This is a genomic window from Pseudomonas sp. S2_B07, assembly GCF_054668435.1.
Map to the genome: position 1 here is coordinate 5,795,714 of NZ_CP162769.1, position 24,025 is coordinate 5,819,738.

General features: G+C 56.0%; 20 protein-coding genes and 4 tRNA genes. 17 read left to right on the forward strand and 7 right to left on the reverse strand.

Annotated features, from left to right (window positions below; translation table 11 throughout):
• The first annotated feature begins 68 nt into the window (after positions 1-68).
• Entirely contained in the window at positions 69-311 is a 243-nt protein-coding gene (locus AB4N43_RS26660) for a hypothetical protein (RefSeq protein WP_140667852.1), read from the forward strand.
• A gap of 26 nt (positions 312-337) precedes the next feature.
• Positions 338-1,087: a TerC family protein gene (locus AB4N43_RS26665; protein WP_027925386.1), complete on the forward strand. Its 750-nt coding sequence runs from the start codon at positions 338-340 to the stop codon at positions 1,085-1,087.
• Positions 1,088-1,162: 75 nt separating this feature from the next.
• On the opposite strand, the gene AB4N43_RS26670 is transcribed toward AB4N43_RS26665, so the two are convergent.
• Positions 1,163-1,333, reverse strand: a complete 171-nt coding sequence (locus AB4N43_RS26670) for a hypothetical protein (protein WP_172825935.1) — start codon at positions 1,331-1,333, stop codon at positions 1,163-1,165.
• 222 nt (positions 1,334-1,555) lie between these two features.
• Between AB4N43_RS26670 and AB4N43_RS26675 the strand changes: the two genes are divergently transcribed.
• The 3 genes from AB4N43_RS26675 (at position 1,556) to AB4N43_RS26685 (ending at position 2,762) form a co-directional block, all read left to right on the forward strand.
• Positions 1,556-2,227, forward strand: a complete 672-nt coding sequence (locus AB4N43_RS26675) for a cysteine peptidase family C39 domain-containing protein (protein ID WP_027925385.1) — start codon at positions 1,556-1,558, stop codon at positions 2,225-2,227.
• A 95-nt stretch (positions 2,228-2,322) separates the two neighbouring features.
• Positions 2,323-2,529, forward strand: a complete 207-nt coding sequence (locus AB4N43_RS26680; protein WP_027925384.1) for a DUF6021 family protein — start codon at positions 2,323-2,325, stop codon at positions 2,527-2,529.
• A gap of 17 nt (positions 2,530-2,546) precedes the next feature.
• A complete protein-coding gene (locus tag AB4N43_RS26685) occupies positions 2,547-2,762 on the forward strand; it encodes a hypothetical protein (RefSeq protein WP_027925383.1) in 216 nt (71 codons plus the stop codon).
• A 54-nt stretch (positions 2,763-2,816) separates the two neighbouring features.
• On the opposite strand, the gene pbpG is transcribed toward AB4N43_RS26685, so the two are convergent.
• Positions 2,817-3,755, reverse strand: a complete 939-nt coding sequence (gene pbpG / locus AB4N43_RS26690; protein ID WP_027925382.1) for a D-alanyl-D-alanine endopeptidase — start codon at positions 3,753-3,755, stop codon at positions 2,817-2,819.
• A 225-nt stretch (positions 3,756-3,980) separates the two neighbouring features.
• A complete protein-coding gene (gene folD, locus AB4N43_RS26695) occupies positions 3,981-4,835 on the reverse strand; it encodes a bifunctional methylenetetrahydrofolate dehydrogenase/methenyltetrahydrofolate cyclohydrolase FolD (RefSeq protein ID WP_027925381.1) in 855 nt (284 codons plus the stop codon).
• Positions 4,836-5,109: 274 nt separating this feature from the next.
• Here folD and AB4N43_RS26700 point away from each other — a divergent pair.
• The 4 genes from AB4N43_RS26700 (at position 5,110) to AB4N43_RS26715 (ending at position 5,589) form a co-directional block, all read left to right on the forward strand.
• A tRNA-Arg gene (locus AB4N43_RS26700) sits at positions 5,110-5,186 on the forward strand.
• Between the two features lie 32 nt (positions 5,187-5,218).
• Positions 5,219-5,294 (forward strand) — tRNA-His (locus tag AB4N43_RS26705).
• A 57-nt stretch (positions 5,295-5,351) separates the two neighbouring features.
• Positions 5,352-5,436: transfer RNA gene (locus AB4N43_RS26710), tRNA-Leu, on the forward strand.
• 77 nt (positions 5,437-5,513) lie between these two features.
• Positions 5,514-5,589, forward strand: a tRNA-His gene (locus AB4N43_RS26715).
• Positions 5,590-5,866: 277 nt separating this feature from the next.
• Here AB4N43_RS26715 and AB4N43_RS26720 read toward each other — a convergent pair.
• Together AB4N43_RS26720 and AB4N43_RS26725 are read right to left on the reverse strand one after the other, a co-directional pair.
• Positions 5,867-7,405, reverse strand: a complete 1,539-nt coding sequence (locus AB4N43_RS26720; RefSeq protein ID WP_460152253.1) for an alginate O-acetyltransferase AlgX-related protein — start codon at positions 7,403-7,405, stop codon at positions 5,867-5,869.
• Positions 7,406-7,413: 8 nt separating this feature from the next.
• Positions 7,414-8,913: an MBOAT family O-acyltransferase gene (locus AB4N43_RS26725; RefSeq protein ID WP_460152255.1), complete on the reverse strand. Its 1,500-nt coding sequence runs from the start codon at positions 8,911-8,913 to the stop codon at positions 7,414-7,416.
• Positions 8,914-9,943: 1,030 nt separating this feature from the next.
• On the opposite strand from AB4N43_RS26725, the gene tig reads away from it, so the two are divergent.
• From tig to AB4N43_RS26760, 7 genes are all read left to right on the forward strand, one after another.
• Complete coding sequence (gene tig / locus AB4N43_RS26730; RefSeq protein ID WP_027926071.1) at positions 9,944-11,254, forward strand: trigger factor; 1,311 nt, start codon at positions 9,944-9,946, stop codon at positions 11,252-11,254.
• 93 nt (positions 11,255-11,347) lie between these two features.
• Positions 11,348-11,983, forward strand: coding sequence for an ATP-dependent Clp endopeptidase proteolytic subunit ClpP (clpP, locus tag AB4N43_RS26735; RefSeq protein ID WP_027926070.1), 636 nt, complete (start codon positions 11,348-11,350; stop codon positions 11,981-11,983).
• 112 nt (positions 11,984-12,095) lie between these two features.
• On the forward strand, positions 12,096-13,379 hold the full coding sequence (gene clpX / locus AB4N43_RS26740; RefSeq protein WP_007946893.1) for an ATP-dependent Clp protease ATP-binding subunit ClpX: 1,284 nt from the start codon (positions 12,096-12,098) through the stop codon (positions 13,377-13,379).
• Positions 13,380-13,540: 161 nt separating this feature from the next.
• Positions 13,541-15,937 carry an endopeptidase La gene (gene lon / locus AB4N43_RS26745; RefSeq protein ID WP_027926069.1) on the forward strand — a complete coding sequence of 799 codons (2,397 nt, stop codon included), beginning with the start codon at positions 13,541-13,543 and terminating at the stop codon, positions 15,935-15,937.
• A 148-nt stretch (positions 15,938-16,085) separates the two neighbouring features.
• Positions 16,086-16,358, forward strand: coding sequence for an HU family DNA-binding protein (locus AB4N43_RS26750; protein WP_027926068.1), 273 nt, complete (start codon positions 16,086-16,088; stop codon positions 16,356-16,358).
• Positions 16,359-16,591: 233 nt separating this feature from the next.
• Entirely contained in the window at positions 16,592-18,463 is a 1,872-nt protein-coding gene (locus AB4N43_RS26755) for a SurA N-terminal domain-containing protein (protein ID WP_027926067.1), read from the forward strand.
• A gap of 229 nt (positions 18,464-18,692) precedes the next feature.
• A complete protein-coding gene (locus AB4N43_RS26760) occupies positions 18,693-19,538 on the forward strand; it encodes a DUF2242 domain-containing protein (protein WP_460152258.1) in 846 nt (281 codons plus the stop codon).
• A gap of 343 nt (positions 19,539-19,881) precedes the next feature.
• Here the strand turns inward: AB4N43_RS26760 and AB4N43_RS26765 are convergent, their stop codons facing one another.
• Both AB4N43_RS26765 and AB4N43_RS26770 read right to left on the reverse strand, forming a co-directional pair.
• Positions 19,882-20,922: an AraC family transcriptional regulator gene (locus AB4N43_RS26765; protein WP_194941038.1), complete on the reverse strand. Its 1,041-nt coding sequence runs from the start codon at positions 20,920-20,922 to the stop codon at positions 19,882-19,884.
• A gap of 3 nt (positions 20,923-20,925) precedes the next feature.
• The gene (locus AB4N43_RS26770; RefSeq protein WP_027926064.1) at positions 20,926-22,056 is read right to left on the reverse strand and encodes a carbon-nitrogen hydrolase family protein; all 1,131 of its coding nucleotides are present in this window, start codon (positions 22,054-22,056) and stop codon (positions 20,926-20,928) included.
• A 542-nt stretch (positions 22,057-22,598) separates the two neighbouring features.
• Here AB4N43_RS26770 and AB4N43_RS26775 point away from each other — a divergent pair.
• A complete protein-coding gene (locus AB4N43_RS26775) occupies positions 22,599-23,951 on the forward strand; it encodes an MFS transporter (protein ID WP_027926063.1) in 1,353 nt (450 codons plus the stop codon).
• The last annotated feature ends 74 nt before the right edge of the window (positions 23,952-24,025 follow it).

A 24,025-nucleotide genomic window follows, 5' to 3' on the forward strand; every position in this document is an offset into this window, starting at 1 on the left:
CTCCCTAGAATGCATCGCTATCAACGGGCCATCAACTCGGTGCCGTTTGTTCTAACGAGGGAAGCATCATGAAGATCACCACTACGGCTGTGCTGTTCGCGTCTTTACTGGTACTGGCCGGCTGCGACCAGGCCGAAAAAAGCGCTCAGCAACTGATGGGCAAGGCTGCTGAAAGCGCCAAACAGGCCATCGACGATACGCACAAAGCCGCCGAACAAGCGCTCAGCGACGCCACCGGCGGCCTGATCAGCAAGAAAGAATCAGCGGGCGAAGACAAAGAAAAAACCGAAGCTTCGTCCCAGGAAATCTAACGTCTAATACGAGTCAGGACTGACCCATGGAATACCTTTTAGAACTTGCTGCAAGCCCTACCGCCTGGGTGGCCCTGGCCACGTTGATTGTCATGGAGATCGTGCTCGGCATCGATAACCTGATCTTCATCTCGATCCTGACCAATAAGCTGCCCGAGCAGCATCGGCAGAAAGCCCGCCGCATCGGTATCGGCATGGCGCTGATCCTGCGCCTGGGTCTGTTGAGCACCATTGCGTTTATCGTCCAGTTGACGGCGCCTGTGATCGACATCCTCGGCCACGCGTTCTCCTGGAAGGACATGATCCTGATTGCCGGCGGCCTGTTCCTGTTGTGGAAAGCCACCACCGAGATCCATCACAGCATGGACCCGGCGCCGGAAGATCCGAAGTCGGCGACGTCGACCGTGACCTTGGGCTTTGCCGCTGCAATCGGTCAGATCCTGATGCTGGATATGGTGTTTTCCATCGACAGTATTATCACTGCGGTCGGCATGACCGAGCATTTGCCGATCATGATCATCGCGGTGGTGGTGTCGGTACTGGTGATGTTGCTGGCGGCTGATCCGTTGGCCAGGTTCATCAACAACAACCCGACGGTGGTGATGCTGGCGCTGGGCTTCCTGATCATGATCGGCATGACGCTGATCGCCGAAGGCTTCGGCGCCCACGTACCGAAAGGCTACGTCTACGCGGCCATGGCGTTCTCGGCAACGATCGAGTGCTTGAACATGATGTCGCGTCGAGCCAAACAGAAGCGCATCACTGCTGATGCTTGATCGGCTGTAAATGAAAAGGCCGCCTGACTACGAAAGTGTTCAGGCGGCCTTTTTTTTGAAGACGGAAAATGCCACTCAGTGCACGGTGGCGTGACGGGCAGCGGACTTTTCGCTGGTTTCCTCAGGCGTTGATTGAATCGGGTGGTGATGGTGCCGCCGGGTAATGCGCAGGACTCCCCACAACATGGCAGCGGCAACGGCCAGCCAGCCGGAAATCAACATCACGATCGTCATTGTCAGGCTCATCGTGCCTCCTCTTTGCCCTGCATCGGGCACACACGCTATGCAACTGACAGTCTAGTCGGTGCTGTGTGTCAGACAATTGACCAAAGGTCGCCTGTCACTAACCAGTTCGCTCTATCGAATGCATGCAACTGCCGGTTAAGGCTATACCGCCGTCACGGGGCATCCTATGATCGACAGCCTAGCCGGGAGCCTGTTGCCCGGCGTCTGAACAAGAGAGTGAAGATGGAGCGGGTATTTTCTCGAATTCGCATGGCGGCGCTGATTGTGGGCTGTGTGGCCGGGTTGGCGGGGTGCGCCGGGAGCGTTGCGCCTGAGATCAAGCGTCTGCCGGAGCGGGTGGAACTCAGCGGTACGTTCTATCGCGGGCAAGCCTTTCAAAGCGGACCGCAAGTGCTGGCCAGCCTGTTGGCACAGCAGGGCATCGTGATTACTCCAGGCTTGCTGGAAAAACCCCTGCATGTGCCGGGCGCCGAGGACCAGCTACAGCAGAATATGCAGAACCTGGCCCGCGAATACGGGATGGTGGTTTATCCACTCGACAGCACGTTGCCCGCATTGTTGACTCAGGTCGCTGCCGGCTATCCGGTGATGGTGCGCTTCACCGAAGGCACCGCGCTCTGGGCTGAGCCGCGCTACGCCATTCTCGCCGGGTACAACCGCAAGAAGCAGACCGTGCTGCTGCGCGCAGGCATGAATCACCGGAACATGATGAGCTTCAGTTCGTTTGAATCGTCGTTCAAGGACGCGGGCGGCTGGGCCGTGCTGATCCAGAAGCCGAACCAGATTCCGGCCAACGTCGATCAGCAGCGTTGGCTCAAGGCCGCGAATGATCTGGGTCAGGCCGGCCAGGAGCAAGCGGCGGCTCGGGCCAAGAAGGCACTGAGCACGCAGTAAGCGTCCGTTCGTCATTCTGCAGGCACTGCTGCCTGCGGCGGCTCTCTAATGGACAGTGCCCGGATTTTTTCCGGGCCACATTCAAGGAGGCGCCCATGGCACATTCCACAACCCCTGTCGGCCCGCATTCATCTGAGCACTCTTCGGGCGATGAGTTGGGTTTCGATCCCGATTCGCCGGACCTTGCCGACCCTCAGGTCGACCCCATCGGTCCCGCCAAGGCGCCCAGGGACGTGAAGCCGGGCGACAACCCCAAGGCACCCGCGAAGCCCTACGATCCCCTCGCTGACCTGAAACCCTAAGCCCTGATGAGGTGTTTATGTCTACCGATTCGAGTTTCGACGACAAACGTCCTGACAGCGTTCCCACAACCCCCCAAGAAGACATCGACCCGGTGATGGATCCGGACAGCCCGTTGCGCGATCCTCTGGCCAGACCGGTGGTGGTGCCGACGGAGCATCCACATGGTTGGAGAGATCCGAGCAAAGGGGATGGCATTCCGGATGACGATCAGATGCCGTTGCCCAACGACTGATGAATGCCAGACAAAAAAAAGCCCCGACGGTCCGGGGCTTTTTTGTAAGTGCTTTTATTTCGAGGCTTCAACCACGCCGCTCTGGCGGTGCTTGAGGTTTTTGTCGGATTTGTATTGCAAGGCAACGGATGGCACGTCTGCGCCCTTGCCGGTCTCGACCCAGTTGCGGATACGGGTGGCGTCGGCAAAGTGGGTGTACTTGCCATAAGCGTCAAGGATGACCAGCGCAACCTGGCGATTACCCATGCTGGTCACCAGCACCAGGCAGTGGCCCGCTTCGTTGGTGAAGCCGGTTTTCGTCAACTGGATGTCCCAGTCCGGTTTGCGTACCAAATGGTCAGTATTGCGGAAACCCAAGCTGTAGTTGGGTTTACGGAACGACACGGTTTTTTCCTTGGTGGTACTCAGTTCGGTCAACAGCGGGTACTTGTGCGCAGCCACCAGCAGTTTGCTCAGGTCACGGGCAGTGGACACGTTACGCGGGGACAGGCCGGTCGGTTCGACGAAGTGGGTGTTGACCATGCCCAGCGCCTTGGCCTTGGCGTTCATCGCGGCGATGAAGGCTGCATAGCCGCCCGGATAGTGGTGGGCCAGGCTCGCTGCGGCGCGGTTTTCAGAAGACATCAGGGCAATCAGCAGCATTTCCTTGCGGGGCATTTCGCTGTTGAGTTTGACCCGGGAAAACACACCCTTCATTTCCGGGGTGTCGCTGATGTTGATGTTGATGTACTCGTCCATGTTCTGTCGGGCTTCAACGATGACCAGGCCGGTCATCAGTTTGCTGACAGATGCAATCGGCACCACCACGTCAGGGTTGCTGGCGTAGATGATTTTGTTCGTCTGCATATCCATGACTAATGAGCTGCCCGAAGCAAGTTTGAGATGTTGTGCATCTCGCGGCGCAGCGGTGGTATCGCCAGCGTTGGCGATTGGCGTGATGAAAGTCCCTGTAACTGCAAAAAATAGGCTCAGGATGGAAAGACGGATTTTCACGCTGGCAGACTCATTATGTGTTGATAAGCCGTTTTGTAACGGGCTATTTCGTAAAAGCGCGACATTCTGGAGTATGGCTGAATAACTGTCGATGGTTGTTCAAGTAACAGGTGAAAGTCCTGTGAAACATGAAAAAAATGTCATTTTCAGGCGGGTGGTAGGGCTTTTTCTTCGGGCAAAAAGAACCCCGCCATGGGCGGGGTCGTTTTATATCTGCTTTGGAACTCAGCTGTGCAGGGTTTCTGCCGCGTACAGTGTGTTTTCCAGCAGGCAGGCACGGGTCATCGGGCCAACGCCGCCCGGTACCGGAGTGATCCAGCCGGCGCGGGGCAGGGCGGTTTCGTAGATCACGTCGCCGACCAGTTTGCCGTCTTCCTGGCGGTTGATCCCGACGTCGATCACGATCGCGCCTTCCTTGATCCACTCACCCTTGACCAGGCCCGGTTTGCCCGCGGCCACCACCACCAGATCGGCACGGCCCACGTGGCCCGCCAGATCCTTTGTAAAGCGGTGGGTGACGGTCACGGTGCAACCGGCCAGCAACAATTCCATCGCCATCGGGCGACCGACAATGTTGGATGCCCCGACAATCACTGCATCCATCCCGTAAAGATCGGCACCGGTGCTTTCCAGCAGGGTCATGATGCCTTTAGGGGTGCAGGGGCGCAGCAGCGGAATACGCTGCGCCAGGCGACCGACGTTATAAGGGTGGAAACCGTCGACGTCTTTGTCCGGGCGAATGCGCTCCAGCAATTTGGAGGCGTCCAGGTGTTCAGGCAGAGGAAGCTGAAGCAGAACGCCGTCGATTGCCGGGTCGTCGTTCAAACGATCGATCAGATCGGTCAGCGCTTCTTGAGTGGTTTCGGAAGGCAGGTCATAGGCTTGGGATATAAAGCCGACCTCTTCACAGTCTTTACGCTTGTGCGAGACATAAACCTGAGAGGCGGGATCGCTGCCGACCAGGATCACCGCGAGGCCAGGTGTACGCAAGCCTTGCTCGCGACGCTCGGCAACTCGTTTGGCGATCTGCTGGCGCAGGCTGGCGGCGATCGATTTGCCGTCGATTAGTTGTGCAGTCATTGCGCGTGATTAACCATCGAGAGGGGAAAAAAAGAGAACGCATTCTCGCATGTCATGAGGTGAGGGCAAAGGCGCTTGGTCTGCAAATTCCTCTAACTCCTTTAATTAAATGAATTTTTTTTAAAAAGGATTTGACGACCCTCAGGGGGCTCTATACTATTCGTCGCACTTGTCGGGCACAGCCTAGCACTGGTTAAGAAGGTCAAGCGGGACTGCGGTTTCGCAAGGCTGGAAAGCACTTAGTTTGTAGTCCTCCAAGAGTACAAATTACAAGGCGCCCGTAGCTCAGCTGGATAGAGCATCCGCCTTCTAAGCGGATGGTCGCAGGTTCGAGTCCTGCCGGGTGCGCCATTAGGCAGCTTTGGCACAAGTAGCGCAATATGGTGGGCGTAGCTCAGTTGGTAGAGCACGGGATTGTGACTCCCGTTGTCGAGGGTTCGATCCCCTTCGTCCACCCCATATTTCGAAAGGCGCCAGATTAACAGTCTGGCGCCTTTGCTTTAACAGCTTCAACCCGCGGATGTGGTGGAATTGGTAGACACACTGGATTTAGGTTCCAGCGCCGCGAGGCGTAAGAGTTCGAGTCTCTTCATCCGCACCAAATAAAGCTTCATTCATGCCGATTGGCTTGGTTGGGGTCAGCAGGGAAGTTGTTTTACTTCTTTGTCACGCAATATGGTGGGCGTAGCTCAGTTGGTAGAGCACGGGATTGTGACTCCCGTTGTCGAGGGTTCGATCCCCTTCGTCCACCCCATATTCGAAAGGCGCCAGACTTGACAGTCTGGCGCTTTTTTTTGGTTTGAAAGCGACGCAGGTCTGAAAAGGGCTGCGTTTTTTTTGTCCATGATTTTGCGTCACGACTTCCCGTCGGTATCGTTCAGTGTTTGGCGAGGCGCAGAAGGGGGCTGAGGTGTTGTGGTGGGGGTTGTTTGGCGGGGTCGGTGGTCGTTGCGCTGGTCCAATCCAGGCGTCAGTGCTTAGTTCTCGTGTCGCCCTTCGGTGAGAAGGGCGGGCTTGTGCTGGTGTGCTACCTATCGAGCGCCAGGGGCTTTCAGATCGAAGCTCGGATTGTTTAGCTTGAAGTGAGAGCAGACGTTTTGTGCGTCGATATCAATACGAACCCGATTGATGGTTGCGCCGGTATTCCATTTTGGAATCGTGCGAAGATCAATCTGATGTTGCCCTGTCGGGGCTGAGAATCTCGCGCTATGTGCTTCATCGTATGAGGCTTGTCCGGCTTCAAGCCAAAATAGCTGTAGCGGAACTGATGCTGTGTTGTCAGCGCAGGTCAGGTCGATGTTCAGGTGTTGCGGGTTTGCCTGTGTGGCCGTATTTGAGAGTGCGAAATCAACAAAGGCATCGGTTCCGCTGATTTGATAATCGTTCTTGGACGGGCCTTGTATCAGGTCGTGCACGCCTACTGGCGTCGACGTTCTGGCGACTTTGAATTCACTGCTGTCAGGGATAAAGGCGGGAGGCGGGTAAATGGCAAACCACGGGGTTCTCGCGGCGCGTTCGACAACAGTGACGAACACATAATCCGGCTTCCATTTTTCAACGAGTTCGGCAAGGCGGCCGCCGGGCTTGATTGCCTCGCTCCAGTGAAGTTGGAGTACTTCGCTAAACGTCGCGTCCATCAATGGCGAGAGGGAGTTGCCATATGAATCTCTCAGCCAAAGTACCTTTTTATTGTTAAGTGCCCCTGTTGAAGTAACCAGTAGCGGTGTCATCGGCGACGCAATTACTGGATTGCCGCCTTTGGCAAGGACTTGTTTGGAGTCGAAATCGGTTTGAGTGGTTTCTACCGCTGGCATTGATGCGTTCAAGATTGGATTGCGTTCGGAAAAGCTTCCTTGGAGTCGAAGAAATTTCGCCAGATCGCCGCCGATCCCCGGGTCGACTCGAAGTATCTCATACGCTTTCTCGGATGGCCATTTTAGTTCGGGTGCGCTTTTTCCGATCTGTTGGGAAAAGGCACGGAGCGCGACTCCGGCGCCCAGGGCATTCCAATGAGTATCGGTTTTGTAATAAAGAACTTCTTCGTGCGTCTCTTTGGCATTTAGTAGCGCTGGCCTGAGATCGACAAAATGCTCTCCGTTCGATTGTACGAACAGAGTGTCAGTGGGGTTGGAGGGTGCTGGCTTGGCCCAGTTCGGCATGTGTTCCGGGTAAATGGTGCCTTTGTTCGGCCCGACCATGATTCGGAAGGCCTTTACGCCTTTGCTGGCAAGGTAAGCGTCCCACGCTTCTGTGGCGGCCCCGATTTCCTTGGTGAGTTGAATATCGCTTTCTGTCGCAGGCCGCCTGTCATCGGACAGGGTCGCTTGATAAAGATCGCCTAGATAAAGCCAGCCATCCTTTCCGATAATCACTTGTTTCGGATCTGTGCTGATCCCGAATGGGTACAGCACGGACGCTGTCCAGCGGGATGCGAAGTCCATGTTGTAAAGGAAGGCCTTTTCCTGCAGGTGAATGGCTTCCCGATTCGGTGCAATCATTATGTTGATAGCTGGAACTGCAAGCAGTACCAGGGCAGCCGAGAGTAAAAAAGCGAATACGCTACGTTTCATAGAGGGCATCAAAAGTTGAAGTAAAGGAAGACTGAGCTAGTAGCCGCCAGCGTAAAGCACATCGCCACTGAGAACAGGACGGCGCTGTAGGTCACCTTCCATCGTCCGATCGCCCCGGTTGCCATTTCCATCGAGTTCTTTTGGGTAATGATCGCAAAGGCGATAATGATTGCCGCGAAAGTAGGTAGTTGGCCGACAAGGCTTGCGGGTGTTACCTGCAATGCCAGGTCTGACAGCCATCCACCCCAGGCCAGGTCTGATGTCGGAACGGAGGCGCTGGTGTGGCCAATGGCGGAGCGGAAGTCAACCATTCCGCTGAGTACTCGCCATGCATCATCCAGTGTTTTGGCGCGGAAAAAGACCCATGTGATGTTGACGAACATGAAGGTGACGAACCAGGCCAATGCTGGCGTCATCGGGCGGCGCAAGCGCGCCCAGAAGCGATGGATGACAAGGGCTGCGCCATGCATGGCTCCCCAGATCACGAACATCCATGTGGCGCCATGCCATAGGCCGCCAAGAACGAACGTGGCGAACAGGTTGAAATAAGTACGATATTCTCCAGAGCGATTTCCGCCCAAAGGGATATAAAGATAATCGCGGAGAAAATTGCTGAGCGTGATGTGCCAGCGCCGCCAGAAGTCCTGGATGCTCAGGGCTTTATAGGGAGAGTTGAAGTTTATCGGTAGCCAGACATTGAACAGCAGGGATGCCCCGATGGCCATGTCGCAATAGCCACTGAAGTCAAAGTAAAGCTGGAAGGTGTAGGAAAGGCTTGTGGCCCAGGCGGTAAAGAAGCCGAGTGTCTGGCCGCCATCAAATCCAGCTGTTGCCCAGACCGCGAAATTATCTGCAATGACGACTTTCTTGAAAAGGCCGATCGAGAAGATAAACAGGCCTTTAAGGATGTTCGGGTATCTGCGGGCCAACGTCCAGCGTGAGGAGAGCTGCGGCATTATCTGGCGGTGATGAACGATCGGACCGGCAATCAGGTGCGGAAAAAATGTCACAAACAGCGAATAATTCAGCAGGTCATACTCGGCTGTTTCGCCTCTGTAGCTGTCCACCAGGTAAACAATTTGAGTAAAGGTGAAGAAGCTGATGGCCAGGGGTAGCAGAATATGAGGAAGCGGGAAGTTTGTGCCTGCAATAATATTAATATTACTAAGCAGAAAGTCAGTGTATTTAAAGTAGCCCAACAACAGTAAGTTGGCGGCAATGCCGGTCGTCAGAACTATTTTTCGGTTGACGCCATGGTGGGGCTTTTTAGTCTCTCGAAGCGACTGTTCATGCGCTTGGGCGAGTCCGGTTCCGATCGCGAAATTCAAAAAAATTGAACCAAGGATGAGGGGGAGGTACTGGACATCCCAATACGCATAAAAGAACAGGCTTGCTGCAACCAGCCAGACCTTTCCTGCGGTAATCAGGCGTCGATGATTTAGCCAAAAATATACAAAAAACGTAATCGGCAGAAAAATCAGAATGAACTGCCATGAGCTAAAAATCATGTGGGATGAGGCCGGCTAGGGTTTATGAGCTCGGTAGGCATATATCGAGGACCGCTCAGCAATAAAAGCAGAGGGTTGTACTACCGATATGAGGGTCTGGATGCTGCATCGAGCGGGGGGCTAGTGGTAATGCCCAGCCCGCTTCGAAGCCCGATTACAGTCAATTTTGGACGGGGCGCATGGTATCGCCGCCTTGGGGGGAAGTCCACCAATGTGGGATGGCTTTTTGCTTGTCAGGATGTCGGCGGTTTGCAGGCGATATTGCAGGTCTGAGGTTCCGCCATTTCCCTTTGTTGTTACCTGTAACTTGAACTTGGCGATCCCTTACTTGATGACAGAAGTAATGAGCAGAAACAGACGGGTTTTTTCGCTCTTTCCATGCCTTGAACGTTGTCGGGTGGGTCTCGTCTCAATAAGAAGTGGGTGTGGTTCAAAAATGCACAGCGTACAAACGTGCGTTTCGTAAAGTCATAACGTGTACACTGCGGGGCTTTTGGGGGCGCGTGGTTTTTTGCGACCGGCTTATGCTGTTGATTTTTGTGGTGTTTCTGTAGCTTAATAGTGCTTTGGTCCGCAACGTGGGAGATTTTTGATCTCTCCGTCTACCCAGGCAAACAGCTGAGCTACTAGCAGATTGCGGCGTGGCACCTGAAAAGGGCTGCGCCGTTTTTGTTTCGCAAGTCAAAATTTTTGCGGCCGCGGGTTCCGGGGTTGAGAAGGGTGGAAGGGGTTATCGTATTTGTGTTGCTCGATGATGCCGATTCGCCCGTCGGTCTCCTTGTGGGATCGACTGTCAGGGATGGATTGCCGATTCCTTTTATATATAGAAGGATTGGTGCAGAGCCCTGGCGTGACTGGCTGTATTTGCAAACAGGGCGAGGCACAACCGTTTGTCCCCGCCTATTAACTGCCTGCTGCGTTTTTACCCGTTTTCAGTAGGGTGACTTCTTGAGTTTGACCCACTAGAATGCATGCCCTTGATTCTGGGGTCGGAAACGGCCGGCTAACGTCTGTGCAACGAGGAATATCCATGCAAGTTTCTGTTGAAAATACTTCTGCTCTTGAGCGCCGCATGAGCATCACCGTGCCGGCTGAGCGCATCGAGACTCAGGTCAACAAGCGTCTGCAGCAGACTGCCCAAAAGGCCAAGATTGCTGGCTTCCGTCCAGGCAAAGTGCCAATGAGCGAAATCAAGCGCCGTTTCGGTGCTGATGCGCGTCAAGAAGCCGTGGGCGATGTGATCCAGTCTTCTTTCTACGAAGCTGTTGTTGAGCAAAAGCTGAACCCGGCTGGCGCACCTTCGATCGAGCCTAAGTCGATCGAAGCGGGCAAGGACCTGGAATACGTCGCTATTTTCGAAGTGTTCCCTGAGTTCACCGTTGCCGGTTTCGAAGGTATCACCGTAGAGCGCCTGAGCGCTGACGTGGCTGATGCCGATCTGGACAAAATGCTGGACATCCTGCGCAAGCAGAACACCCGTTTCGAAGTGGCCGATCGCGCTGCCCAGAACGAAGACCAGCTGAACATCGATTTCGTCGGCAAGGTTGACGGTGAAGTGTTCGCTGGCGGTTCCGCCAAAGGCACTCAGCTGGTGCTGGGTTCCGGCCGCATGATCCCTGGCTTCGAAGACGGTCTGGTTGGCGCTAAAGCTGGCGAAGAGCGTGTTCTGAACCTGACTTTCCCAGCTGACTACCAGAACCTGGATCTGGCTGGTAAAACTGCCGAGTTCACCGTCACCGTGAACACTGTTTCCGAGCCAAAACTGCCAGAGCTGAACGAAGAATTCTTCGCTCAATTCGGCATCAAGGAAACTGGCCTGGATGGCTTCCGCACCGAAGTTCGCAAGAACATGGAGCGCGAACTGCGTCAGGCGATCAAATCCAAGGTCAAGAATCAGGTAATGGATGGTCTGCTGACCACCAACCCGATCGAAGTGCCTAAGGCTCTGCTGTCCAACGAAGTTGACCGTCTGCGCGTGCAGGCTGTTCAGCAGTTCGGCGGCAATATCAAGCCTGACCAACTGCCGGCCGAGCTGTTCGAAGAACAAGCCAAGCGCCGCGTTGTACTGGGTCTGATCGTGGCTGAAGTGGTCAAGCAATTCGACCTCAAGCCTGACGAAACCCGCGTTCGCGAAATGATTCAGGAAATGGCCTCGGCCTACCAAGAGCCTGAGCAGGTTGTGTCCTGGTACTACAAGAACGACCAGCAACTGAACGAAGTTCGTTCGGTTGTGCTGGAAGAACAAGTTGTGGATACTGTTCTGCAGAAAGCTAGCGTGACCGACAAATCGGTCTCTTACGAAGAAGCAGTCAAGCCGGTAGAAGCTCCACAAGCCGACTGATCGTTTTTGCGGTAAGAAGCACACACCATAAGCCAGCCTTCGTGCTGGCTTATGCGTATTCAAGACATAACTATTTGGGAGTGACTGCAGAGCATGTTCCGTAATTCGTATATTCAGCAGAACTCTGATATCCAGGCCGCAGGCGGCCTGGTCCCGATGGTTGTCGAGCAGTCTGCTCGTGGCGAGCGCGCCTATGACATCTACTCGCGCCTTCTCAAGGAACGAGTGATCTTTCTGGTTGGTCCGGTAGAGGACTACATGGCCAACCTGATCTGTGCGCAATTGCTGTTCCTTGAAGCGGAAAACCCGGACAAGGACATCCATCTCTACATCAACTCGCCGGGCGGTTCGGTGACTGCGGGCATGTCGATCTACGACACCATGCAGTTCATCAAGCCAAACGTGTCGACCACCTGTATCGGTCAAGCGTGCAGCATGGGCGCGTTCCTGTTGACGGCCGGTGCGCAGGGCAAGCGTTACTGCCTGCCGAACTCGCGTGTGATGATTCACCAGCCACTGGGCGGTTTCCAGGGCCAGGCTTCGGATATTGAAATCCATGCCAAGGAAATCCTCTTCATTCGCGAGCGTCTCAACACGCTGATGGCCAAGCATAGCGGGCGCACTCTTGAAGAAATCGAGCGCGACACCAACCGCGATAATTTCATGAGTGCAGAAGCTGCGCGTGATTACGGGTTGATCGATGAAGTGATCAGCCAGCGCCCCGCTTAAAATAAGCAGCTCAAAATAAGGTTGGTCGGCAGGTCCGACCACCTGCGGGCTTGAAAAAGCCCGCAATAGCCTTCATCTTGTGTTGCAAGCCTATCGGATTTGGATCGAACGAATGACTGACACCCGCAACGGCGAGGACAACGGCAAGCTGCTCTATTGCTCCTTCTGTGGCAAAAGCCAGCATGAAGTACGCAAGTTGATTGCCGGCCCCTCGGTCTTTATCTGCGACGAGTGCGTCGACCTGTGCAATGACATCATCCGAGAGGAGGTGCAGGAAGCCCAGGCCGAAAGCAGCGCGCATAAATTGCCTTCGCCTAAAGAAATCAGCGGCATCCTTGATCAGTACGTGATTGGTCAGGAGCGTGCGAAAAAGGTTCTGGCCGTAGCGGTGTACAACCACTACAAACGCCTGAATCAGCGTGACAAAAAGAATGACGACGTCGAACTCGGCAAGAGCAACATCTTGCTGATCGGCCCGACAGGCTCGGGTAAAACCCTGCTTGCCGAAACACTGGCTCGTTTGCTGAACGTTCCGTTCACCATTGCCGACGCAACCACCCTCACCGAGGCGGGTTACGTGGGTGAAGATGTCGAGAACATCATTCAGAAGCTGCTGCAGAAGTGCGATTACGACGTAGAAAAAGCCCAGATGGGCATTGTCTACATCGACGAAATCGACAAGATTTCGCGCAAGTCTGACAACCCGTCGATCACCCGGGACGTTTCCGGTGAAGGCGTGCAGCAAGCCCTGCTCAAGTTGATCGAAGGCACGGTTGCTTCCGTTCCACCTCAAGGTGGTCGCAAGCATCCGCAGCAGGAGTTCCTTCAGGTCGACACCCGTAACATCCTGTTCATCTGCGGTGGTGCGTTCTCCGGTCTGGAAAAGGTTATTCAAAACCGTTCCACCAAGGGCGGCATCGGTTTCAACGCGGAAGTGCGCAGCAAGGAAGAAGGCAAGAAAGTCGGTGAGTCCCTGCGTGAAGTCGAGCCTGACGATCTGGTCAAGTTCGGTCTGATCCCGGAATTCGTCGGTCGTCTGCCGGTACTTGCCACGCTGGACGAGCTTGATGAGGCTGCGTTGATGCAGATTCTCACCGAGCCGAAAAATGCGCTGACCAAGCAATATGCCAAGTTGTTCGAGATGGAAGGCGTGGACCTGGAATTCCGGGCCGACGCACTGAAATCGGTCGCCAAACGTGCCCTGGAACGCAAGACCGGTGCCCGTGGACTGCGCTCGATTCTCGAAGGTGTATTGCTCGACACTATGTATGAAATCCCCTCGCAGTCCGAGGTGAGCAAAGTAGTGATCGACGAAAGCGTTATAGAAGGCAAGTCCAAGCCACTGTATATCTACGAAAACAGTGAGCCTGCTGCCAAGGCCGCGCCAGACGCTTAAGCGTCACGCAGCGGGTACAAAGAAGGGGCCTTCGGGCCCCTTTGCTTTTACTGCGTTTTATCACTGTCTTTGCGCTTGTTTTTTTTGAAGGCAGCCCCCATCTTGGTTTCAAGCTTACTTCCATCTGTTTCCGGCCTTATGGCCGCCGTAGAGGCGAAATCATGAAGACAACCATCGAATTGCCTCTCCTGCCATTGCGTGATGTTGTGGTTTATCCGCACATGGTTATCCCGCTGTTCGTGGGGCGCGAGAAATCCATCGAAGCCCTCGAGGCCGCGATGACGGGCGACAAGCAGATCCTTCTGCTGGCTCAGAGAAACCCTGCTGACGATGATCCCGGTGAAGATGCACTTTATCGCGTAGGTACGATTGCGACCGTTCTGCAGCTGCTCAAGCTGCCTGACGGCACTGTAAAGGTTCTGGTCGAAGGCGAGCAGCGGGGCGCCGTGGAGCGCTTCAGCGAAGTGGACGGCCACTGCCGTGCCGAAGTCTCGTTGATCGATGAAGTCGACGCGCCAGAGCGCGAGTCGGAAGTGTTTGTGCGCAGCCTGCTGGCTCAGTTCGAACAATATGTGCAGTTGGGCAAGAAAGTCCCCGCTGAAGTCCTGTCGTCGCTCAACAGCATCGACGAGCCAGGCCGCCTGGTCGACACCATGGCCGCGCACATGGCCCTGAAGATCGAACAGAAGCAGGAAATCCTCGAAATCATCGATTTGTCGGCCCGGGTCGAGCACGTTCTGGCGTTGCTGGATGCCGAGATCGATCTGCTGCAAGTCGAAAAACGCATTCGCGGTCGCGTCAAGAAACAAATGGAGCGCAGCCAGCGCGAGTACTACCTGAATGAGCAGATGAAGGCCATTCAGAAAGAGCTCGGCGACAGCGACGAAGGCCACAACGAAATCGAAGAGCTGAAAAAGCGCATCGATGCTGCCGGCCTGCCGAAAGATGCCTTGGCCAAGGCCCAGGGTGAGCTGAACAAGCTGAAACAAATGTCGCCAATGTCCGCAGAAGCGACCGTGGTGCGTTCGTACATCGACTGGCTGGTTCAGGTGCCTTGGAAGGCTCAGAGCAAAGTGCGCCTGGACCTTGCGCGCGCTGAAGACATTCTCGATGCAGACCACTACGGTCTGGAAGAAGTCAAAGAGCGGATCCTCGAATACCTCGCCGTGCAAAAGCGCGTGAAGAAAATTCGTGGCCCGGTGTTGTGCCTGGTAGGTCCTCCTGGCGTGGGTAAAACCTCGCTGGCGGAGTCGATTGCCCACGCCACCAACCGCAAATTCGTGCGCATGGCCCTCGGTGGCGTGCGTGACGAAGCCGAAATCCGTGGGCATCGCCGTACTTATATCGGTTCGATGCCAGGAAGATTGATTCAAAAGATGACAAAGGTGGGCGTTCGCAACCCGCTGTTCCTGCTCGATGAAATCGACAAAATGGGCAGCGACATGCGTGGCGATCCGGCGTCGGCGTTGCTGGAAGTGCTCGATCCCGAGCAGAACCACAACTTCAACGATCACTACCTGGAAGTCGACTACGACCTGTCCGATGTGATGTTCCTGTGCACCTCGAACTCCATGAACATTCCGCCAGCCTTGCTGGACCGGATGGAAGTGATTCGCCTGCCGGGCTACACCGAAGACGAGAAAATCAACATCGCCGTGAAATACCTCTCGCCGAAGCAGATCACTGCCAACGGCCTGAAGAAAGGCGAGCTGGAATTCGACGCCGAAGCGATCCGCGACATCATCCGCTACTACACCCGCGAAGCCGGTGTGCGTGGGCTGGAGCGCCAGATTGCCAAGGTCTGCCGCAAGGCGGTCAAAGAACATGCGATGGAAAAACGCTTCTCGGTGAAAGTGACTGCCGAGATGCTCGAACACTTCCTGGGCGTGCGTAAATTCCGCTACGGCCTGGCCGAATCGCAGGACCAGATTGGTCAGGTGACCGGGTTGGCGTGGACGCAAGTGGGCGGCGAACTGCTGACCATCGAAGCCGCGGTCGTTCCGGGCAAGGGCCAGTTGATCAAGACCGGTTCCCTGGGTGATGTGATGGTCGAATCGATCACCGCAGCACTGACCGTGGTCCGCAGTCGTGCGAAGAGCCTGGGGATTCCCTTGGACTTCCACGAGAAGCGCGACACGCATATCCACATGCCGGAAGGGGCGACCCCTAAGGACGGCCCTAGCGCCGGTGTGGGCATGTGCACGGCCCTGGTGTCGGCACTGACCGGGATTCCGGTGCGCGCAGATGTTGCGATGACGGGTGAAATCACCTTGCGCGGCCAGGTGCTCGCAATTGGCGGCCTGAAGGAAAAACTGCTCGCTGCTCACCGTGGCGGGATCAAGACAGTGATCATTCCTGAAGAGAACGTACGCGATTTGAAGGAAATTCCTGACAATATCAAGCAAGATCTGCAGATTAAACCGGTTAAATGGATTGACGAGGTCCTGCAAATTGCGCTGCAATACGCGCCGGAGCCGCTGCCTGATGTGGCTCCAGAGATCGTTGCAAAGGATGAAAAACGCGAGTCTGACTCTAAGGAAAGAATTAGCACGCATTAGTACGCATTTGGCCGGGTGGCTTCCTTGACAGCTTTTTAGAGCCCTTGTTATAAAGCGGCTCTTAAGTGTCTGTAGGCCATTCAGCACTCGTTTTTGTTTTCACCAAAAAACTTAGAATCATACTCAAATAGATATAAGGGGACTTAGAGTGAACAAGTCGGAACTGATTGATGCTATCGCCGTATCTGCGGACATCTCCAAAGCCAGCGCTGGTAAAGCCCTGGATGCAGTAATCGAATCCGTCACTGGCGCTCTCAAGGCTGGCGACTCCGTTGTTCTGGTTGGTTTCGGTACTTTCTCCGTCACTGATCGTCCAGCTCGCATCGGTCGTAACCCACAGACCGGTAAGACTCTGGAAATCGCAGCAGCCAAAAAACCAGGTTTCAAAGCCGGTAAAGCACTGAAAGAAGCTGTCAACTAAGTTCGATTCAGATTTTTGCCTATCCGGGTCGGGGTCATGCCTGACCTGGCAGCGGAGCGGTAGTCCAGTCGGCAAGTTGCCGGTCCGAGACGCCGAGGGTCGCATGTTCGAACCCTCGGTCCGCTCCGCCAGTTACGAGAAGGCGCATCCCCGGATGCGCCTTTCTTCTATCCGGATTCTACCCACGCTCCACGGTTGCCTAATTTTGAAGTTCAACCGTTTCTGGGGGACGCATGCTGCAGAATATCAGGGACAATTCACAAGGCTGGATTGCCAAGACCATTATCGGGGTCATCGTTGCACTGATGGCTTTGACCGGTTTCGATGCCATTTTCAAGGCCACGACGCACAGCAATGATGCGGCCAAGGTCAATGGCGAAGAAATCAGCCAGAACGAGCTGAGCCAGGCGGTTGATATGCAACGCCGTCAGCTCATGCAACAGCTGGGCAAGGATTTCGATGCTTCCTTGCTCGATGAAAAAATGCTGCGCGAATCGGCCCTCAAAGGCTTGATCGATCGCAAATTGCTGCTGCAAGGCGCACAGAACTCGAAGTTCGCTTTCTCCGAAGCTGCCCTGGACCAAGTGATCCTGCAGACGCCTGAATTCCAGGTCGACGGCAAGTTCAGCCCGGAGCGTTTCGACCAGGTGATCCGTCAGCTCGGCTACAGCCGTATGCAGTTCCGCCAGATGCTGGCTCAGGAAATGCTGATCGGTCAGCTGCGCGCTGGCCTGGCCGGTAGCGGTTTTGTCACTGACGCTCAGGTACTGGCCTTCGCCCGTCTGGAAAAACAGACCCGCGATTTCGCTTCCCTGAACGTCAAGGCTGACCCGGCGGCTGTGAAGCTGACCGACGAAGAAGTCAAAGCCTACTACGACGAACACGCCAAGGAGTTCATGACGCCGGATCAGGTGGTCATCGACTACCTGGAATTGAAGAAGGCTTCCTTCTTTGATCAGGTCGCCGTGAAGGACGAAGACCTGCAAGCGGCGTATCAGAAAGAAACCGCGAACCTGTCCGAACAGCGTCGGGCTGCGCACATTCTGATCGAAGTGAACGACAAAGTGACCGAGGCGCAAGCCAAGGCCAAGATCGAAGACGTGCAGGCACGCCTGGCTAAAGGCGAGAAATTCGAGGCCCTGGCCAAAGAGTTCTCCCAGGACCCGGGTTCGGCCAACAATGGCGGTGACCTCGGTTACGCAGGTCCGGGCGTCTACGACCCGGCTTTTGAAAAAGCCCTGTATTCGCTGGCCAAGGATCAAGTTTCCGAGCCGGTTCGTACCGACTTCGGTTTCCACCTGATCAAGCTGTTGGGTGTGGAAGCACCTGAAGTGCCGACGTTTGCCAGCCTGAAAGACAAGCTGACCCGCGAACTGAAAACCCAGCAAGTCGAGCAGCGTTTCGTCGAGGCGACCAAGCAACTGGAAGACGCCTCGTTCGAAGCGTCCGATCTGGCCCAGCCGGCGCAAGACCTGAAACTGACCATCCACACCTCCAAGCCATTTGGTCGTGAAGGCGGTGAGGGCATTGCGGCCAACCGTGCAGTAGTAACCGCTGCGTTCAGTCCTGAAGTGCTGGATGAGGGTGCCAACAGCACCGCCATCGAACTCGATCCGGAAACCGTGATCGTGTTGCGCGCCAAGGAACACCTGAAACCCGCACAGCTGCCGCTGGAAGCCGTTAACACGGCCATCCGCACGCAATTGGCCAAGGAGCACGCCAGCTCTGCCGCCAAGACCAAGGCTGAACAGCTGATTGCCAGCCTGCGCGACGGCAAGACCCCGCTGGACAAGGCGATCGACGGCCAGAGCTGGAAAGTGACCGAAGCGGCTACCCGCGCTCAGGAAGGGGTTGACCCAACTGTGTTGCAGGCGCTGTTCCGGATGCCCAAGCCTGCCGCGAAGGACAAGCCGACCTTCAGCAACGTGACCCTGGCCGATGGTAGCCTGGTGATCGTGCGTCTGAACAACGTGAACGAAGCGGCCGCGCCGACCGAAGAAGAGAAGGCTCAATATCGCCGCTTCCTCGCCTCGCGCATTGGCCAGCAAGACTTCGCGGCTTACCGCAAGCAGCTGGAAAGCGAAGCGGACATCAAGCGTTATTGATGACTGATTAAGCGTCTCGCTACACAAAGACCCCGGCCGAAAGGCCGGGGTTTTTTATGCCTGAAGGGAAACTTAAACGGTTACCCGTCGCCGGAAGCGGGTGTGGAGCGACCTTTTCCCGTCATTGGGAGTCTTTACACTTGTATCTGTTTTAAGACACTAATCGATGCTCCGCTAAGCATCGATCTGTTGCACAATACGCCCCGGACCGTTTTCCTCAGGATGTTCAATGTTTAAATCAATTCCCATGCGTCTCGTCGGGTTGGCACTGGTGCTCGCTGCTGCTGCCGGCTGCTCCTCCAAGAAAGCCGCGATTTATGAGCATGAGAACTTCGCTGACTCCGGCACCTTTTCGCGCAACTACCCCGTAAGCGATGCGCAGACCTGCGAAGCCGCACGTCGTGCCTTGCTCAGCCAGGGTTACATCATCACCAGCAGCGATCCCAAGCTGATCAGCGGGCACAAGAGTTTCCAGCAGACCGGCGACACGCACATGGAGATCAGCTTCAGTGTGGTCTGCGCCGATGACGGCAGCGAAGGGCACCACGCGACCATGTTCGCCAACGCCTTGCAGGACCGCTATGCGCTGAAGAAAACCAACAACTCCGCCAGCCTGGGTGTCGGTGTGTTGGGCTCGGTGTCGATGCCGATCGGCTCGTCCGACGACTCGATGGTCAAGGTCGCCAGCGAAACCGTTTCGTCAGCCAAGTTCTACGAGCGTTTTTTCACCCTGGTCGAATTGTTCCTGCCTCCGGAAGCGAAGAAAGCCGCACACATCGTCGAGAAGCCAAAGACTGACCTGGGCGTGCCTGAGGCCAAAGCGGCGCCTGCAGCGTTGGCGCCAACGCCTGTGGAACCGACGCCAGCACCCGCACCCGCACCCGCACCGGCTGCTGAGCCTGCACCGGTTCCTGCGGCCTCTGAACCGGTTGCTCCGCCGGCCGAGACAGCACCGATTACCCCAGCACAAAACGGTGAACCGGCACCGACCGCAGAAGCGGTCACGCCACCACCACAGTCGGACCTGCCGCCACCTAGCGAGCCGATTCCGGCCATGCCCATCTCTGGTCAGTAAGCGTTTATCCATGGGGTCGGGTCAGACGACACCGATCCTGTAGGCGCTTAACGTTGATCTGCGTCAGTCAGGCTGCAGTCCTACAGCCTGTGTCGAAAAAATCCTGTGATAAATTCCTGACCGACTGCTACGTTTTATTAAGTAGCCGCTGAGCGGTGCGCCCGCGTCATTTTTCTTTCACGGGGGCACTTTATGCTCAAGGCGCTGGTCATTTATTCAGGCATTTTTTTAACGAGCGCTGGGGGATTCAAAAATGGACGATTATCAAGAAGAACTGCTCGAGTACCAGGCGTTTGAACTGGACCCGCTAGAACCCGCCGAAGACGCTACAGAGCTGTAAGCGTCAAGCGGATTGGCGATGGCTGCGGCGAAACTCGCCGGGTGTCTGGCCGTTCCAGCGCTTGAAGGCCCGTTGGAAGGCTTCCGCTGAAGCGAAACCCAGCAGGTAGGCGATTTCTCCGAACGCCAGTTCGGTATCGCGGATGTAGGTCATGGCCAGGTCGCGACGGGTGTCGTTGAGAATCGCACGAAATTGCGTGCCCTCTTCGGCCAGTTTGCGGCGCAAGGTCCAGGTGGGCAGCTTCAGGCGTGCCGCCACTTCTTCCAGGTCGGGTTCCCGGCCACCATTGAGCAACGGCCCCAGTAACTGAGTGATGCGTTCACGCAGGCTACGGGTGCGCGTCAGCTGCTCCAGTTCCCGTTCACAGAGTTGCAGCAAATGCCGCCAGGTGCTCGGACAGTGTTCCGGGTTGCGTTGGGCGAGGCTGGCCAGGCTCAGGCGCAGTTGATTGTGCTCGGCAGCAAACTGGATCGGGCAATCGCCCAGCAGGGCATAGGCCTCGCGGTATTCCGGCGCGTCGAATTCGATTTCGATGCGCTCTGCGCGCAGCGGGGCAGGGCTGATGCTGGACAACTGGTGCAACCAGCCGGCGATGATCGAATCCACCACAAAGCGGTTGTAGGCGTTGTAGGGGCTGATGGAATAGAAGCGCAGCCATGCGCCCTGAGCGTCTTCATGAAAGCTCGACTGACCGCGATAGTTGGAGCCGTACAAGGCTTCGAAACGAATCAGGCAGCGTGCGGCCTCTCGAACCGTCGGCGCCTGCGCGGCCGTGACGCCAGCGAGGCCGGCCTGGCTCAGGCGACTGAGCTGGCCCATGCGCAAACCCAGCGCGGGATCGCCCGTCAGTTGAATAGCCCCATGGCCCAAACGCATATAGCGCGGGATCGACAGCCGGGCACCGGGCTCCGCCAACCGGGCCGCGTCCAGCCCGTATTGGTCGAGCAGCGGCTGCGGGTCTACTCCGTGGCTGTGTACGGCATCGGCCAGGCTATGGACGAAACCCACCGATAAATCCCCGAGGCGCATCGGTAGCGGTTTCATGGATCACAACCAGAGGTTCAGCAACCGCGCGCCGCGGGCATTGCCGTCGGCGAACTGTTGACCGTTGTTGCTGAGAAAGCTTTGCCCGGCGCTGCCCTTGTCCCAGAACTGCCCACGCAGGAACACGCTCATGCCGGCAATGGCCCGGCTCGCGGGCGGTTGGGCGGTGAGGGTCAGGCGATGCCAGGCCTGACCTTCGCTCAGTTCGCCGGGCTTGAGGCTGACGGAGGCGGGTGTCGGCAATCCGCGGTAACCGCGCCACGGTTTATCCCAGGTGTCACGGCCGATGACGTACGCCGGAACGGCGACCAGTTGCACGCCCTGATCATCGAGTTTGCGGTAATTGTCCGGGTACCAACTGTCGCTGCCGATCAACACGCCCAGGCGTCCGGCCGGCGTATCGATGACGGTGAGAGCCTGTTGTTCATTGGCCTTGATGTCCTCAGGTTCCTCGAACACCGGGTGCATCTGGCGTTGAGGCTGGCCGATCGGCAGGCCATCACGACCAAAGATCACACTGCTGTTGTACAGCGCACCGCGGCCGATTTTCAGCGTGCCGTCTATCACGCTGGGCTCCGGCAGCACGATGGTGCCTGCCACCAGCGTCACATGAAACTCCTTCGCCAACCCGCCGAACAGAGCCTGATAATTCTTGGCCATGCCTTTGGCTTTCATCCGCAAATGGGCATCGTCGACCCGGCTGTCGCCCTTGGCGCTGATCAGTGCACGAACGAACTGCAACGGATTGCTCGCCGCCAGCCAGTTCATCGCTTCCTGGAGCGTCGTCGCCTGGTACAGCTCATCTTTCTCGCCGCTGACCATCAGCCAGGTGCCGACATGTTCGGGCAGCACGACGATGGTCTTGTCGTTCAGCAGGCCCTGATCCTGGGCCTTCTGCAAATACGCCGCGAGTTTGCGGTGCAGGCGCTCGGGGCTTTGATAGTCGGTCGGGAACAGTTCGGGCTGGATGCCCAGCAGGTTGCCGCGATCTGCGGGCGTGCCTTGATCGATGGCCAGGTTGATACGCAAGTCCGACAGGTAATGGCCCACCGGACGATCCGCGGCCCACATCGCGTAAGTGGTAAGGGCGGCAATGATCGCCATGGAAAAGGTCAGGTACAGAAGTTTGCGCATGGGGAAGCAGTCAACGGCCGTGTGCAGGCATGGATTTTCAGTATGTTTAGAATCGCAGGGTATGGCAAATCAATGGGTTGGAGAAAAAATTTCCATCCCTTGTGCGTTTTTTTCATGCTGATGAAATCGACGTGGGTCTCGACTTCTTGAAGTGAGGCTCAATGCGCGCTTTGCAGGTGTGCTTTAAAAACCTGATACGTGAATTTGAGGGGGCGTGGTTGGCACATTCCTGAGTGCAATTGAATCGCTATTTTCCGCCTTGGATTATCTGGGACCGGGTTGTAATCGGCTGGTCAAGATTCCTGCCGCAACAACACGCTGTGCGTGAAGCGGATGCCTACCCGTAGGCAAACCGCCCAAAAATATTGAAGCGAACCTGTTTGCATTGCTCGGAGCTGACCTGTTAAATTAAAAATGTTACCGGTAACAGGTCGCTTGCAGATTTTACCTCCCGTACGGATTTATCAAGATCAGTTCGTGAGACAGAGGATCGCAAGCCAAAACAAAAATAAACGGCATGACGACATGCCTGGGGTCAAACCATGGAATCAGTATCTCAACGTCCTCTTACAGGAGAGGGCGCGGCGGAGCTTACCTTTGAGGATCGTACCTATCGAAAGGTGATTCTGCGTATTCTGCCGATCCTGCTGTTTTGCTACATGGCGGCGTACCTGGATCGCGTCAATATTGGCTTCGCCAAGCTCGATATGCTCAACGATCTGCAATTCAGCAATACGGTCTACGCCCTCGGTGCGAGTATTTTCTTCTGGGGGTATTTTCTCTTTGAAGTGCCGAGCAATCTGTTCCTGCATCGCTTTGGCGCCCGCCTCTGGATCGCGCGGATCATGCTCTCCTGGAGCATCGTCTCTATTGCCGTGGCATTTACCGTGCCTCTGGCAAAATTCTGTCACATTGAATCGACGACCATGTTCTACGTGCTGCGCTTCCTGCTCGGGATATGCGAAGCCGGTTTCTTCCCTGGCGTGATCCTTTACCTCAACTACTGGTTTCCGACCCATCGACAGAGCCGTGTCATGGCTGGTTTCCTTATGGCCATGCCGATCAGCCTGACTCTGGGCGGGATCCTTTCTGGTTGGTTGATGGGCGCCATGCAAGGTGTTAATGGCATGGCTGGCTGGCAGTGGATGCTGATCATCGAAGGCATTCCATCGCTGGTCATGGCGGTCGTGGTAGTGACGTTGCTGGTCGATAACATCGACAAAGCGAAATGGCTCAATGCCGCAGAAAAAAAACTGCTGAAAAACAACCTCAACCGGGATAACACGACCAAGGCGTCCAGCTTTCGGGATGTAATCTTCAATGGTCGGGTCTGGTTGTTGGTGTTGATATTGCTGACGTTCAATACTGGCTTTTATGGTCTGGCGTTCTGGATGCCGACGATCATCAAGGCGACAGGTATTTCCAATACGCTGCACATTGGCTTGCTGACGGCCATTCCTTACGCCACCGCCATCGTTGCAATGACACTGAACGCCTGGCACTCCAACAAAACCGGCGAGCGCCGATTCCATGCGGCGATTCCTGCCTTTATCGGCGGGGTGGGGTTGATTTGCAGTGCCATCTTTGCCCATAACCTGCCGGTGTCTATTTTCTTCCTGAGCGTGTCCGCCTCAGGTTTGTTGAGTCTGATGCCGATTTTCTGGACGTTGCCTGGCACAGTGTTATCCGGTGTGGCAGCGGCGGCGGGTATTGGCATGATCAACGCGATCGGAAACCTGTCGGGTTTCACCGGTTCGATGATCACCGCCACAGCCGAAACCCTGACGGGCGACATGAATAATGGCACCTATGTGCTGGGTGGCTGTTTGCTGGTCAGCTGTGTGCTGATTCTGCTGATCCCCAAGGCGATGCTCACCAAAGACATCACGCCGTAGGGTGAAGGCCAACGCTGGAGCGCTCAGGATCCCGATTACGCTCATGGACGAGCGGTTCCAGGCAAGCAACCCGC

Excerpts from the sequence above, each read along its gene's own strand:
- AB4N43_RS26660 (WP_140667852.1), top strand. The coding sequence starts at position 69 with ATGAAGATCACCACTACGGCTGTGCTGTTCGCGTCTTTACTGGTACTG.
- AB4N43_RS26665 (WP_027925386.1), top strand. The coding sequence starts at position 338 with ATGGAATACCTTTTAGAACTTGCTGCAAGCCCTACCGCCTGGGTGGCC.
- AB4N43_RS26670 (WP_172825935.1), bottom strand. The coding sequence starts at position 1,333 with ATGAGCCTGACAATGACGATCGTGATGTTGATTTCCGGCTGGCTGGCC.
- AB4N43_RS26675 (WP_027925385.1), top strand. The coding sequence starts at position 1,556 with ATGGAGCGGGTATTTTCTCGAATTCGCATGGCGGCGCTGATTGTGGGC.
- AB4N43_RS26680 (WP_027925384.1), top strand. The coding sequence starts at position 2,323 with ATGGCACATTCCACAACCCCTGTCGGCCCGCATTCATCTGAGCACTCT.
- AB4N43_RS26685 (WP_027925383.1), top strand. The coding sequence starts at position 2,547 with ATGTCTACCGATTCGAGTTTCGACGACAAACGTCCTGACAGCGTTCCC.
- folD (WP_027925381.1), bottom strand. The coding sequence starts at position 4,835 with ATGACTGCACAACTAATCGACGGCAAATCGATCGCCGCCAGCCTGCGC.
- AB4N43_RS26720 (WP_460152253.1), bottom strand. The coding sequence starts at position 7,405 with ATGAAACGTAGCGTATTCGCTTTTTTACTCTCGGCTGCCCTGGTACTG.
- AB4N43_RS26725 (WP_460152255.1), bottom strand. The coding sequence starts at position 8,913 with ATGATTTTTAGCTCATGGCAGTTCATTCTGATTTTTCTGCCGATTACG.
- tig (WP_027926071.1), top strand. The coding sequence starts at position 9,944 with ATGCAAGTTTCTGTTGAAAATACTTCTGCTCTTGAGCGCCGCATGAGC.
- clpP (WP_027926070.1), top strand. The coding sequence starts at position 11,348 with ATGTTCCGTAATTCGTATATTCAGCAGAACTCTGATATCCAGGCCGCA.
- clpX (WP_007946893.1), top strand. The coding sequence starts at position 12,096 with ATGACTGACACCCGCAACGGCGAGGACAACGGCAAGCTGCTCTATTGC.
- lon (WP_027926069.1), top strand. The coding sequence starts at position 13,541 with ATGAAGACAACCATCGAATTGCCTCTCCTGCCATTGCGTGATGTTGTG.
- AB4N43_RS26755 (WP_027926067.1), top strand. The coding sequence starts at position 16,592 with ATGCTGCAGAATATCAGGGACAATTCACAAGGCTGGATTGCCAAGACC.
- AB4N43_RS26760 (WP_460152258.1), top strand. The coding sequence starts at position 18,693 with ATGTTTAAATCAATTCCCATGCGTCTCGTCGGGTTGGCACTGGTGCTC.
- AB4N43_RS26765 (WP_194941038.1), bottom strand. The coding sequence starts at position 20,922 with ATGAAACCGCTACCGATGCGCCTCGGGGATTTATCGGTGGGTTTCGTC.
- AB4N43_RS26770 (WP_027926064.1), bottom strand. The coding sequence starts at position 22,056 with ATGCGCAAACTTCTGTACCTGACCTTTTCCATGGCGATCATTGCCGCC.
- AB4N43_RS26775 (WP_027926063.1), top strand. The coding sequence starts at position 22,599 with ATGGAATCAGTATCTCAACGTCCTCTTACAGGAGAGGGCGCGGCGGAG.